Here is a 12,849-nt window from a genome sequence, read left to right on the forward strand (position 1 = left end):
TCACTAAAAAAACTTATCTTTACACTTTATTAGAAAAAATATATGATATTATCAATGACCGGTTTTGGTAAAGCAAGTTTGCAATTAGCTACCAAAAAAATTACAGTCGAAGTTAAATCTTTAAATAGCAAAGGACTCGATTTAAATACCCGTATGCCTTCTGTTTATAGAGAAAATGAATTAGCATTAAGAAATCTTTTAGCTCAAAAGTTAGAGCGAGGAAAAGTAGATTTTTCATTATATGTTGAGGTAACTGGAGAAGAAACATCTTCAAAAATCAATGCACCTATTGTAAAAGCATATATGGCGCAAATGAAAGCTATTTTACCAGATGCGAACGAAACAGAATTAATGAAAATGGCTGTAAGAATGCCAGATACCATGAAAACGGAACGTGAAGAAATTGATCCAAATGAATGGAAACAAATTCAAACCGTAATTGATGAAGCTATCGAAAATATGTTGTCTTTCAGAACTTCTGAAGGTGCTTCTTTAGAGAAAGAATTTACTTTACGTATCGAAAATATAAGAAATTATATGAATCAGGCATTGGCTTTAGATCCAGAAAGAGTAACCGCTATAAAAGAACGTTTACAAACCGCAATTGACGAGTTAAAAGTGAATGTAGATACAAATCGTTTTGAACAAGAATTGATTTATTATTTAGAAAAATTAGATATTACGGAGGAAAAAGTTCGTTTAACCAATCATTTAGATTATTTCTTACAAACGTTAAACGGAAGTGAAGCCAACGGAAGAAAATTAGGATTCATCACACAAGAAATGGGTCGAGAAATCAATACTATGGGATCCAAATCAAACCACGCCGAAATGCAAAAATTGGTAGTAATGATGAAAGACGAATTAGAAAAAATTAAAGAGCAAGTTTTAAACGTTTTGTAATTTTTTTGTCATTCTGAACTTGTTTCAGAATCTAAAAAAAATGCGACTCTGAATCAAATTCAGAGTGACAACACATCATATATAAAACACAATGAATCAAGGTAAATTATTAGTATTCTCTGCTCCTTCAGGATCAGGAAAAACAACAATAGTAAGACATTTATTAGAACAAGAAGATTTAAATTTAGAATTTTCTATTTCATGCACCACACGTGAACCAAGAGGTGAAGAAGTACACGGCAAAGATTATTATTTTATTTCTTTAGAAGAATTTAAAAAACATATTAAAGCGGAAGATTTCGTGGAATGGGAAGAAGTGTACCGAGATAATTTTTACGGAACTTTAAAAAGCGAAGTGGAACGTATTTGGGCGAAAGGTAAAAATGTAATTTTTGATATTGATGTAGCGGGCGGACTTCGAATAAAATCGAAATTTAAACAAGAAACATTAGCGGTATTTGTAAAACCACCAAGTATCGACGAGTTAAAAATTAGACTAAAAAAACGTTCTACAGAAAGTGAGGATAAAATTAATATGCGTATTGCAAAAGCTTCTGTAGAATTAGCCACAGCGCCGCAATTTGATACCATCATAAAAAATTACGATTTAGATGTCGCTAAAGTTGATGCGTATAATTTAGTTAAGGAATTTGTGAATAAATAGGTAAAAGGTAATGGGTATATGGTAAAAGGTATTTAATACTAATTAGCCCAACACCCAACACCCAACACCCAACACCAAAAAAAATGAAAATAGGTTTATATTTCGGAACGTTTAATCCAATTCATATTGGGCATTTAATTATTGCCAATCATATGGCGGAGCATTCTGATTTAGATCAAATTTGGTTGGTGGTAACTCCGCACAATCCACACAAACAAAAAAACACCTTGTTAGACGACTATCATCGTTTGCATATGGTGCATTTGGCAACGGAAGATTTTCCAAAAATTAAACCTTCGGATATTGAGTTTAAATTGCCACAGCCAAATTATACAATAAACACTTTGGTACATTTGCAAGAGAAACATCCTAATTACGAATTTTCTTTAATTATGGGTGAAGACAATTTAAATTCCCTTCATAAATGGAAAAACTACGAAGCCATTTTAAAACATCATCACATTTATGTGTATCCTCGATTAAATTCTGGTGAAATAGAGAAGCAATTTGTCAATAGTTCCAAAATTCACAGAATTGATGCACCAGTTGTCGAATTATCATCAACATTCATCCGTGAAAATATTAAAAATGATAAAAACGTAATTCCAATGTTACCTCATAAAGTTTGGGAATATGTAGAACATAATTTGTTTTATAAGAAGTAATGGAATTAATTTGCCAAATCTCTTAACATTCCTTTACCATTTGTACTTTGCTTTAAGTAGTATCTTTGTTAACTAAATTAATAGATCATGTTAAACTTCGAGTTATACAATCCTACCAATTATATTTTTGGTAAAAATCAAATAGAAAAATTAGCAAATTTAATTCCAGCTAAGGCAAGAGTACTTTTAGCGTATGGCGGGGGTAGTATTTTTAAAAATGGCATTCATACGCAAGTTACGGAACACTTAAAAGGTTTTGAAGTTATTGAATTTGGTGGTATTGAACCCAATCCACGTTTTGAAACACTAATGAAAGCAGTTGAAATTATTCGTACTGAAAAAATCACTTTTATTTTAGCTGTTGGTGGTGGAAGTGTTATTGATGGGGTGAAATTTATTTCAGGTGCTGTTAATTATGAAGGAAATGCAGTTGATATTCTTAAAAACAGAATTTTATTTAAAGATATTTCAAAAGTAATTCCATTCGGAACGGTATTGACATTACCTGCTACGGGTTCTGAAATGAATTCGGGTGCTGTAATTACGATAGATGCCACACAAGAAAAACTAACTTTAGGCGGAAGTGCTTTGTTTCCTCAATTTTCTATTTGTGATCCAACGGTAATTCAATCGTTACCCAAAAGACAACTTCAAAACGGAGTGGTAGATGCTTTTACACATGTTTTAGAGCAATATTTAACCTATCCACAAGAGGCAATGTTACAAGACCGAATTTCAGAAGGTATATTACAAACATTAGTTGAAATAGGTCCAAAAGTAGTTGAAAATCCTAACGATTATAAATTAGCGTCTAACTTTATGTGGTGTGCTACAATGGCTTTAAATGGTTTAATTCAAAAAGGAGTAGCATCAGATTGGGCAACACATATGATTGGTCATGAATTAACCGCTTTATACGAAATTGACCATGCAAGAACATTAGCGATTATTGGTCCGAACTTATATCGAGTGATGTTTGATTCTAAAAAAGAAAAATTAGCACAATTTGGTGAAAGAGTGTTTAATATAAAAGGAAATTCAACGGAAGAAATTGCTGAAAAAGCTATAGAGAAATTGGTATCGTTCTTACAAGAAATGGGAATGGAAACCAAACTTTCTCAAGCAACTAAAAATTATTCCGACACCGCTAATTTTATTGTAAATCGCTTTGAAGAAAGAGGTTGGAAAGCCTTAGGTGAAAAACAAAATATTACTTTAGAAAAAGTAAAAGAAATTGTTGAAATGAGTTATTAATGAAAGTGAAAAGTAGCAAAGTAGCAAAGTAACAAAGTGAAAAGTAAAAAAAAGCGTCCAAGAAATTTATCTTGAGACGCTTTTTACAAACAAAAAACTACTAACTAAACTACTTTTATTATTTTTTAATCGATATAATATCATTTTCAATAGTCGTGCCAGAAAATACATATTCACAAATAATTAACATTATTTAAGGTTTTTTAATATAGATTTTGTTATACATATTCAAATTGATATTACTATTGCATATTGACATCCAAAAGTGTATTTTTGGAGTTCATAATTTTAGAACATGGAAAGCAACAAAAAATTTGCAGTTATTGGAGGCGGAAGTTGGGCTACAGCAATTGCCAAGATGTTATGTGAAAATCAAGAAAAAATTGCTTGGTATATGCGTAGTACTTATGCTTTGGAGCATTTGAAACAGCAAAAACACAATCCAAATTATTTAAGTTCAGTAGCTTTTGATACTAATAAATTATTACTTACAAACGATATTAATGAAGCCATACAATTTGCGGATGTAGTAATTTTTGCTATTCCATCTGCTTTTTTAAGTGCCGAATTAGAAAAAATGACAATATCTTTAGATGGCAAAATAATTTTTTCTGCTATAAAAGGAATCGTTCCAGAAACAAGTTTAATTGTAGGCGAACATTTTCATAATATATTTTCTATTCCATACGATAATATTGGAGTCATCACCGGACCTTGTCATGCAGAAGAGGTAGCTTTAGAACGTTTATCGTATTTAACCATTGCTTGTTCTGATGAAAAAAAGGCGAAATATGTAGCTAAAAATTTGGCTTCGTATTATATAAAAACTAAAACGTCTGATGATATTGTAGGCACCGAATATGCAGCAGTTTTAAAGAATATTTATTCTATTGCAGCCGGTATTGCTCATGGTTTAGGTTATGGAGATAACTTTCAAGCGGTTTTAATGAGTAACGCCATTCGTGAAATGAAAAAATTCATCAGAAAAGTGCATAAAATGAAACGTAATATTAACGACTCTGCCTATTTAGGTGATTTGTTAGTAACAGGTTATTCCGTTTTTTCAAGAAACCGAATGTTTGGAAACATGATAGGGAAGGGCTATACCGTAAAATCTGCTCAAATGGAAATGAGTATGGTGGCAGAAGGGTATTACGCTGTAAAAAGTGCTTATACTCTTAATCAAGAATACAAAGCTAAAACGCCAATTATTGACGCAGTTTATCAAATTTTGTATGAAGGTAAAAACGCTAAAAATATTTTTAGTAAATTAACCGAGAAGTTGGATTAGTTAAAAGATTTAAGGGAAAAGGCAAAAGTTTCGTTTAACTTATTTTATCCTTAAATCCAATGCCTAATACCTTAAACCCTTCACCCAAAACCCAATACCTTTAATAAATGTACTTCATCAATGTCATTCTTCCTTTAAATCTTGATAAAACGTTTACGTATTCCGTAAATGTGGAAGAATACAAGTTTTTGCAACCAGGAATGCGCGTTACGGTTCCGTTTGGAAAAACAAAAGTGTATACGGCTTTAGTTGTAGAAAAGCATACCAATCCTCCTGTTTTGTATGAAGCTAAAGAAATTAGCCAAATTATTGATGAGGTTCCAATTGTAAATGAAATTCAACTAAAACATTGGCATTGGATTGCCTCGTATTATATGTGTTCGATTGGCGAAGTTTTTAAATCAGCTTTACCTTCTGGATTGATTTTAGAAAGCGAAACGATGATTTCTTCTTCGCATACAGAATCGGACAAAACGCTTGCCACAGATGAAGAATTTTTAGTTTTAAACGCTTTAGAAAATAAATCATCCATAACGATTTCAGAAATTTCTCAGATTTTAAATAAGAAAAATGTAATTCCAATTGTTCAAAGCTTGTTAGTTAAAGGATTATTGTCAATGCAAGATGAGGTTCAAGATACTTACAAACCCAAATTGGTAAAATATATTAAACTTCAAGAAGAATTTTTACGACAAGAAAAATTACAAGAATTACTTGAGATATTAGGGAATGCAAAAAAGCAAAAAGAAATTGTTTTAACGTATTTTCAATTGCAAGCGACAGAGAAAAAGCCAATCGCAGCAAAATTATTAATTGAAACATCTGGCGTTAGCTCTGCGGTTATTAAATCATTAGTCGACAAACAAATTTTTGAAGAATATTATATCAATACAGATCGTGTTTCCTTCGAAAAAGAAGCCGATTACGATATTCATTTAAGTGAATCTCAAACTACAGTTTTAGAAAGTATTCAGGATAAATTTACTCAATTTGATGTCAATTTATTTCACGGAGTAACCGCTTCTGGTAAAACGGAAGTATACATAAAACTAATTGAAGCATTTTTACAACAAGACAAGCAAGTATTATTTTTATTGCCAGAAATCGCTTTAACTACGCAATTAGTGCAACGATTATCCGCTTATTTTGGAAATCAAATTGCGGTTTTTCACTCTAAATATAATTCAAATGAACGTGTTGAGGTGTACAATCACGTGTTGCAAAACTCTGAAAAAGCAAAAGTCGTTTTAGGTGTTCGAAGTGCCTTGTTTTTGCCGTTTTCTAATTTAGGTTTAATTGTGGTGGATGAAGAACATGAAGCAACATATAAGCAACAAGACCCAGCGCCACGATATCATGCCCGAGATGCTGCTATTGTTTTAGCGAAATTTCATAATGCGAAAGTTTTATTAGGAAGTGCAACGCCAAGCTTAGAATCGTATCATAATGCTAAAACCAATAAATATGGTTTAATTGAATTGTTTACCCGATTTAATAATGTGGTGTTACCTGAAATTCATTTAATCGATTTAAAAGATAAATATTTCCGCAAACGAATGGATGGTCATTTTTCTGATGAATTATTGGAAAGAATGAACGAAACATTAGCAAATGATGGACAAATAATGCTATTTCAAAATCGCAGGGGTTATTCGCCTTATATAGAATGTACTACTTGCGGACACGTGCCTCAATGTCCAAGTTGCGATGTAAGTTTAACCTATTACAAGTATAAAAATCATTTAAAATGTCATTATTGTGGACATAACATGGCAAAACCAACGCATTGTCACGCTTGTAATTCCTTAGATATTTCTGCAAAAGGCTTTGGCACCGAACAAGTCGAATTAGAATTAGTGAAATTATTTCCTAATAAGAGAATTGCGCGAATGGATCAAGACACCACTCGTGGAAAATTTGCTTTTGAAAAAATGATTGATGCTTTTAAAAATCAGGAAATTGATATTTTAGTTGGCACTCAAATGTTAGCCAAAGGGTTAGATTTTGAAAACGTAACTTTAGTGGGGATTTTAAATGCAGATAATTTATTAAATCAGCCGTATTATCGTGCCTATGAACGAGCGTATCAAATGATGGTACAAGTAGCAGGGCGTTCGGGAAGAAAAGCCAAAAAGGGGAGTGTGGTGATTCAGACTTATAATCCTATGCACAATACCATTCAGCAAGTGGTAAATAATAATTATACAGCGATGTTTAATGAGCAATTATATGAAAGACGTAATTTTCAATATCCACCTTACTTTCGTTTGTTGCAAATAAAATTAAAGCATAGAGATTATGAAAAACTTCGAGAAGGATCAACTTGGTTATATAATGTGCTAAAACAGCATGTGGCAGTTCCTATATTAGGACCAGAAGAACCAGCAATTAATAGGATTAGGAATGAATATATTCGAACTATTCTTATTAAAATTCCAAATAATGCTAATCTTATTGGAACTAAAAATATAATTAAAAAAGCATTGGTAAGTTTTGAAGCTACATCGCAATATCGAGCAATCAAAACAACTATAAATGTAGATTATTAATAATTTTCTAAAATAGAAATAATTTCTTCTTTTTTATTTCTACTTAACGGGATTTTTTCTACGCCAATTTCTACTTGTTTGCTATTAAATCGATCGACTTTATCTAAATTAATAATGTACGATTTATGAATTCTAAGAAAATTCTCTTTTGGAAGCTCTATTTCAAAAGATTTCATAGTAGATAATACTAAGTGAGTGTCTTCGTATGTAACTACTTTAATATAATCACCAAAAGCTTCTATCCATTTTATATGAGAAGTATAAACTTTTATTTTTTTAAGATTACTTTTGATAATTAGATGCGCTCCATTGTCGTCATGAGTTTGGTCATGCTTTAAATGGTGCATTTCTATTGCTTTTTTTGCAGCAACTAAGAAACGAGTTTTTTTTATGGGTTTTTGTAAAAAATCTAATGCGGAATAATCAAAAGCTTTAACAGCATAATCCGCTTTTGAAGTAATAAATACAATTAATGGCTTAATTTTTAAACCATCAATTAAATCAAAACCAGTAATGTGTGGCATTTCAATGTCTAAAAAAATTAAATCAACAGTATTATTTGTAATATAATTCTTAGCTTCTAATGCGTTTGAAAAATCACCACCTAATACTAAGTTAGGATGTTCGGAGATTAATTTAGCAATAGTAATACGTTGAATAGAACTGTCATCAACAACAATAGTGTTTAATTTCATATATTGGTATTTATTACATTAAAAAGATGTAATTTTTAAAAACTAATTTTTGTAAAACTAAAAATTTATTTGATTAACACCATAAAAATATATAAAAAAACAACAGAAAACTAATATTGTAAAAAAATAAATACTTTTTTAATGGATTTGTAAATTAAATATAATTGTATATCTTTGCACCCAATTTAAAAAATACGTACAAATGAAAAATTACGAAACTGTTTTCATTTTGAATCCCGTTTTATCTGATGTTCAGGTAAAGGAAACAGTAAGCAAATTTGAAGATTTTCTTACTTCTAAGGGTGCCAAAATGGTATCAAAAGAGGATTGGGGCTTAAAAAAATTAGCCTATGAAATCCAACACAAAAAAAGTGGTTTTTACCATTTATTTGAGTACCAAGCTCCAGCTGAATTAATCATTTCTTTGGAAACTGAATTAAGAAGAGATGAAAGAATCATGAGATTCTTAACTGTTTCTTTAGATAAACATGCTGTTTCTTGGGCAGAAAGAAGAAGAGAAAAATTAAAAACTAAAGCAAACTAATCATGTCAATAGCTAACAACGGTAAAAAAGAGGGAGATATCAGATATCTTACTCCTTTAAATATTGATACTAACAAACAAAAAAAATATTGTCGTTTTAAAAAATCAGGTATCAAGTATATCGATTATAAAGATGGTGACTTTTTATTAAAGTTTGTAAATGAGCAAGGTAAAATTTTACCAAGACGTTTAACGGGTACTTCTTTAAAATTTCAAAGAAAAGTTTCTGTAGCTGTTAAAAGAGCACGTCATTTAGCTTTAATGCCTTACGTGGCGGATTTATTAAAATAATATTAATCATTTGTTGTTTCGATAAAATCGGAACTAACTTATAAAAATAAAGGACAACAAAATGGAACTAATTTTAAAACAAGACGTTCAAAATTTAGGTTTTAAAGATGATGTAGTAACTGTAAAAAATGGTTACGGTCGTAATTTCTTAATTCCTCAGGGAGCAGCTATTTTAGCAACTTCTTCTGCTAAAAAAGTTTTAGCCGAAAATTTAAAACAAAAAGCACACAAAGAGGCTAAGGTTGTTGCAGACGCAAAAGCTACTGCAGAAGCAATCAAAGCCTTAGAGATAAAAATTACTGCAAAAGCTGGTGGTGAAAAATTATTCGGATCAATTACTAATGCAGATATCGCGCAAGCTTTAGAAGTAAACGGACAATCAATTGATAGAAAATTTATTACTTCTGGTATTGTTAAAAGAACAGGTAAATACAATGCAACTATCCGTTTACACAGAGAAGTTATCATTGAATTAGCTTATGAAATTGTTGCTGAAAAAGCATAATTTTTTTAAAATATTTCTTTAAAAAAAGCGTTGCATTTGCAACGCTTTTTTTATTTTTACGGAACTTAAAGTTTTTATACTAAATATTCGTAAATGAAATATACCCGATTAACAAAAGAACAATTAGAAGAACTTCATCCTGAGTTTATTACTTTTTTAGCAACTCAAACTATTGACAAAAAAGAATGGGACGATTTAAAAAAGAATACACCTGAAATTGCTTTGCAAGAAATTGATGTGTTTTCTGATTTAATTTGGGATAAAGCCATTACAAATGTTCGTTTTGTAGATCATTTTTCAAAAAATCACATTTTTCTTTTTAAATGTCACGATACTTATTTAGAATCAATTATAGTAAATACCTCAGAAGCATCTGTTGATTTTTTTACTACGGAAGGGTTAGAATGGTTAGGAAATAATCTTTTTTCTGATGTTGTTACTATTCAAACAGGAAAAAAAGAAGTTATCGAAAATCGTAATGAAGAAGTTTTTAAAATAATTGAAAACGGTGGAATTATCAGTAAAGGTGACTTGTATAGTAAACTAATTACATTAATTAATGTATCATAATATGACTGTTTTAGAAACTATTCAATCTTTAAGAGCAGAATTAAATTTGCATAATTACAACTATTATGTTTTGGATAATCCTACGATTTCAGATTTTGATTTCGATTTTAAATTAAAACAATTACAAGATTTAGAAGCAGCCAATCCTTCTTATTTCGATGAAAATTCACCAACGCAACGTGTCGGTGGAGCTGTTACCAAGAATTTTAATACGGTTGAACATGAATATAGAATGTATTCGCTTGATAATTCGTACTCTAAAGAAGATTTATTAGATTGGCAAACAAGGTGTCAGAAAATTTTAGGTGATGTAGATTTAGAATTTACTTGCGAATTAAAATATGATGGGGCTTCCATAAGTATCACCTATGAAAACGGAAAATTAGTCCGTGCAGTAACACGTGGCGATGGTTTTAAAGGTGATGATGTGACTCAAAATATTAAAACTATAAAATCAGTTCCGTTACAATTACATTCTGGTTATCCTGAAAAATTTGATATTCGAGGTGAAATCATTTTACCTTTCGCAGGTTTTGAAAAAATGAATCAAGACTTAATTGAAATTGGTGAAACACCTTATTCAAATCCAAGAAATACAGCTTCGGGAAGTTTAAAATTACAAGATAGTGCAGAAGTGGCAAAACGACCATTAGAGTGCTTATTGTATGGAATGATTGGCAATAATTTAGCAATTAAAACACAATATGAAAGTTTAGAATTGTCAAGAAAATTAGGATTTAAAGTGCCAAATCAGAGTAAATTAGCCAATAATATTGATGAAGTTTTTGAATTTATTGAATATTGGGATAAAAACAGACACAATTTACCTTACGAAACAGATGGAGTAGTAGTAAAAATTAATAATATTCATTTTCAGGAAGAATTAGGTTATACAGCAAAATCGCCTCGTTGGGCTATGGCGTATAAATTTAAAGCGGAACAAGTAAGTACTGTTTTGCAATCTATTTCTTATCAAGTAGGTCGAACGGGAGCAATTACTCCTGTGGCAAATTTAGAACCTGTTCAATTAGCTGGAACCATTGTAAAACGTGCTTCTTTGCATAATGCAGATCAAATTTCTAAATTAGATATTCGTGTAAACGATGAAGTTTTTGTGGAAAAAGGTGGCGAAATTATTCCAAAAATAATTGGCGTTGCTAAAAGAGGAGCTCAAGAAAATCCAACCATTTACATTACAAATTGCCCAGAATGTGATACGAAATTAACTAGAAGTGAAGGAGAAGCGAATCATTATTGTCCAAATTTCTATGGCTGTCCACCACAGATTATAGGCAGAATACAGCATTTTATTACTCGAAAAGCTATGAATATTGATGGATTAGGTGGTGAAACGGTCGCTTTATTATATAATGCTGGTTTGGTGAAAAATTACGCTGATTTATATGATTTGAAAAAAGAACAAATTGTGGTTTTGGAAAGAATGGCTGATAAATCTGCCGATAATCTAATTTCAGGAATTGAAAATTCAAAAGCAATTACATTCGATCGAGTATTATATGCATTAGGAATACGTTATGTAGGTGAAACGGTTGCTAAAAAACTAGCGAAACATTATAAAAATATTGACAACTTGGCTAAAGCTGATTTACTTGATTTAGTTGCAGTTGATGAAATTGGAGAACGAATTGCGCAAAGTGTAATGGATTTCTTCCAGAATTCAGATAACATAGCTATAATAGATAAATTAAAAGCAGTAGGCATTCAGTTTGAATTAAATGAGATTTCTTCAGCAGTTTCAAATATTTTAAAAGGAAAAACATTTGTTGTTTCTGGTGTTTTTGAAGTTTTCTCTCGAGATGATTTGAAAAAAGCTATCGAAGATTATGGCGGAAAAGTAGGAAGTTCTATTTCTGCGAAAACGAATTATGTTATCGCTGGAGCCAATATGGGACCTGCTAAATTAGAAAAAGCCAACCAGTTAAAAATTGAAATTATTGACGAATATCAATTTCAAAAAATGATAAACGATTAAGAATTAAATTATTACAATATTTTTTTCTTTACTGATGTATTTGGTTTCATCGCTAAAATAAAAATCAATTCGACCTAAATTTATTCCGTAGGCACCAACTTGGTTGATTACTACCTGTTTACCAACTTTATTTGTTTTTATTACAGGTTTGTCTAAAAAGGTGTGGGTATGCCCACCAATTATTAAATCAATATCTTGTGTAGCTGCTGCTAATTTAAGATCTGAAGGCTTGTCTTTTTCATTTTTGTAATCATACCCAAGATGCGACAAACAAATTATTAAATCGCATTTTTCAGTTTCTTTAAGTGTTTTAGTAATATCTGTAGCGACTTCTACAGGGTTGTTGTATTTGGTTTCTTTATATAGTTTTTTGTCTACTAAACCTTCTAATTCAATACCTAAACCGAAAACACCAATTTTTATTCCGTTTTTTATAAAGGTTTTGTAAGGTTTTACAATTCCGTTTAATTCTGTGTTTTTAAAATCATAATTTGCAGAAACAAAGTCAAAATTGGCATGTGGTAATTGAGCAAAAAACCCATCAATTCCATTATCAAAATCATGATTACCTAATGTTGCCAAATCGTATTTCATCATACTCATTAGCTTAAATTCCAATTCGCCTCCATAATAATTAAAGTAAGGCGTGCCTTGAAAAATATCACCAGCATCTAAAAGCAATACATAATCTTCTTCTTTTCTAATTTGTTCAATAATATTTGCGCGTCTAGCTACTCCACCCATCGAAGGATTTCTTGGATGATTTTCTGGGAATGGATCAATATGACTGTGCACATCATTGGTATGCAAGATGGTTATTTTTTTCTCTTTTATAGTTGAAAAACTTGACAATGATAGTCCGCTAAGTGAAAGTAATGCTGAAGTTGCAGCTGTATTTTTAATGAAATTTCTTCTTTTCATAGGAG

General features: G+C 30.8%; 13 protein-coding genes. 11 read left to right on the top strand and 2 right to left on the bottom strand.

What is annotated here, in order from left to right; all coding sequences use genetic code 11:
* The first annotated feature begins 42 nt into the window (after nt 1-42).
* The 6 genes from ACIQZ1_RS03360 (at nt 43) to priA (ending at nt 7,326) form a co-directional block, all read left to right on the top strand.
* The gene (locus ACIQZ1_RS03360) at nt 43-903 is read left to right on the top strand and encodes a YicC/YloC family endoribonuclease (RefSeq protein WP_396159067.1); all 861 of its coding nucleotides are present in this window, start codon (nt 43-45) and stop codon (nt 901-903) included.
* Between the two features lie 91 nt (nt 904-994).
* A complete protein-coding gene (gene gmk, locus ACIQZ1_RS03365) occupies nt 995-1,567 on the top strand; it encodes a guanylate kinase (RefSeq protein WP_396159069.1) in 573 nt (190 codons plus the stop codon).
* Between the two features lie 83 nt (nt 1,568-1,650).
* A complete protein-coding gene (gene nadD, locus ACIQZ1_RS03370) occupies nt 1,651-2,232 on the top strand; it encodes a nicotinate (nicotinamide) nucleotide adenylyltransferase (protein ID WP_396159071.1) in 582 nt (193 codons plus the stop codon).
* 87 nt (nt 2,233-2,319) lie between these two features.
* On the top strand, nt 2,320-3,486 hold the full coding sequence (locus ACIQZ1_RS03375) for an iron-containing alcohol dehydrogenase (protein WP_396159073.1): 1,167 nt from the start codon (nt 2,320-2,322) through the stop codon (nt 3,484-3,486).
* Nucleotides 3,487-3,781: 295 nt separating this feature from the next.
* Nucleotides 3,782-4,777: an NAD(P)H-dependent glycerol-3-phosphate dehydrogenase gene (locus ACIQZ1_RS03380; protein ID WP_396159075.1), complete on the top strand. Its 996-nt coding sequence runs from the start codon at nt 3,782-3,784 to the stop codon at nt 4,775-4,777.
* A gap of 107 nt (nt 4,778-4,884) precedes the next feature.
* Nucleotides 4,885-7,326 (top strand): primosomal protein N', encoded by a 2,442-nt coding sequence (gene priA, locus ACIQZ1_RS03385; RefSeq protein WP_396159077.1) that lies wholly within the window; start codon nt 4,885-4,887, stop codon nt 7,324-7,326.
* Here the strand turns inward: priA and ACIQZ1_RS03390 are convergent.
* Entirely contained in the window at nt 7,323-8,021 is a 699-nt protein-coding gene (locus ACIQZ1_RS03390) for a LytR/AlgR family response regulator transcription factor (protein WP_396159079.1), read from the bottom strand. The two genes, priA and ACIQZ1_RS03390, sit on opposite strands and share 4 nt — an antisense overlap.
* A gap of 202 nt (nt 8,022-8,223) precedes the next feature.
* Between ACIQZ1_RS03390 and rpsF the strand changes: the two genes are divergently transcribed.
* The 5 genes from rpsF to ligA all read left to right on the top strand — a co-directional run bounded on the left by rpsF (nt 8,224) and on the right by ligA (nt 11,923).
* A complete protein-coding gene (gene rpsF / locus ACIQZ1_RS03395; RefSeq protein WP_353149381.1) occupies nt 8,224-8,565 on the top strand; it encodes a 30S ribosomal protein S6 in 342 nt (113 codons plus the stop codon).
* Nucleotides 8,566-8,567: 2 nt separating this feature from the next.
* A complete protein-coding gene (rpsR, locus tag ACIQZ1_RS03400) occupies nt 8,568-8,855 on the top strand; it encodes a 30S ribosomal protein S18 (protein ID WP_091312528.1) in 288 nt (95 codons plus the stop codon).
* Between the two features lie 61 nt (nt 8,856-8,916).
* A complete protein-coding gene (gene rplI / locus ACIQZ1_RS03405) occupies nt 8,917-9,360 on the top strand; it encodes a 50S ribosomal protein L9 (RefSeq protein WP_396159081.1) in 444 nt (147 codons plus the stop codon).
* 93 nt (nt 9,361-9,453) lie between these two features.
* A complete protein-coding gene (locus ACIQZ1_RS03410) occupies nt 9,454-9,930 on the top strand; it encodes a DUF6495 family protein (RefSeq protein WP_396159083.1) in 477 nt (158 codons plus the stop codon).
* Nucleotide 9,931: 1 nt separating this feature from the next.
* A complete protein-coding gene (gene ligA, locus ACIQZ1_RS03415) occupies nt 9,932-11,923 on the top strand; it encodes an NAD-dependent DNA ligase LigA (protein WP_396159085.1) in 1,992 nt (663 codons plus the stop codon).
* Nucleotides 11,924-11,926: 3 nt separating this feature from the next.
* On the opposite strand, the gene ACIQZ1_RS03420 is transcribed toward ligA, so the two are convergent.
* Nucleotides 11,927-12,844, bottom strand: a complete 918-nt coding sequence (locus ACIQZ1_RS03420) for a bifunctional metallophosphatase/5'-nucleotidase (RefSeq protein WP_396159087.1) — start codon at nt 12,842-12,844, stop codon at nt 11,927-11,929.
* Between the last annotated feature and the right edge of the window lie 5 nt (nt 12,845-12,849).

Origin of the sequence: Flavobacterium sp. (assembly GCF_044341185.1) — a bacterium.
GTDB lineage: Bacteria > Bacteroidota > Bacteroidia > Flavobacteriales > Flavobacteriaceae > Flavobacterium.

What these genes read in the sequence shown, in the direction of transcription:
- ACIQZ1_RS03360 (WP_396159067.1), top strand. Translation starts at nt 43, where the DNA reads ATGATATTATCAATGACCGGTTTTGGTAAAGCAAGTTTGCAATTAGCT.
- gmk (WP_396159069.1), top strand. Translation starts at nt 995, where the DNA reads ATGAATCAAGGTAAATTATTAGTATTCTCTGCTCCTTCAGGATCAGGA.
- nadD (WP_396159071.1), top strand. Translation starts at nt 1,651, where the DNA reads ATGAAAATAGGTTTATATTTCGGAACGTTTAATCCAATTCATATTGGG.
- ACIQZ1_RS03375 (WP_396159073.1), top strand. Translation starts at nt 2,320, where the DNA reads ATGTTAAACTTCGAGTTATACAATCCTACCAATTATATTTTTGGTAAA.
- ACIQZ1_RS03380 (WP_396159075.1), top strand. Translation starts at nt 3,782, where the DNA reads ATGGAAAGCAACAAAAAATTTGCAGTTATTGGAGGCGGAAGTTGGGCT.
- priA (WP_396159077.1), top strand. Translation starts at nt 4,885, where the DNA reads ATGTACTTCATCAATGTCATTCTTCCTTTAAATCTTGATAAAACGTTT.
- ACIQZ1_RS03390 (WP_396159079.1), bottom strand. Translation starts at nt 8,021, where the DNA reads ATGAAATTAAACACTATTGTTGTTGATGACAGTTCTATTCAACGTATT.
- rpsF (WP_353149381.1), top strand. Translation starts at nt 8,224, where the DNA reads ATGAAAAATTACGAAACTGTTTTCATTTTGAATCCCGTTTTATCTGAT.
- rpsR (WP_091312528.1), top strand. Translation starts at nt 8,568, where the DNA reads ATGTCAATAGCTAACAACGGTAAAAAAGAGGGAGATATCAGATATCTT.
- rplI (WP_396159081.1), top strand. Translation starts at nt 8,917, where the DNA reads ATGGAACTAATTTTAAAACAAGACGTTCAAAATTTAGGTTTTAAAGAT.
- ACIQZ1_RS03410 (WP_396159083.1), top strand. Translation starts at nt 9,454, where the DNA reads ATGAAATATACCCGATTAACAAAAGAACAATTAGAAGAACTTCATCCT.
- ligA (WP_396159085.1), top strand. Translation starts at nt 9,932, where the DNA reads ATGACTGTTTTAGAAACTATTCAATCTTTAAGAGCAGAATTAAATTTG.
- ACIQZ1_RS03420 (WP_396159087.1), bottom strand. Translation starts at nt 12,844, where the DNA reads ATGAAAAGAAGAAATTTCATTAAAAATACAGCTGCAACTTCAGCATTA.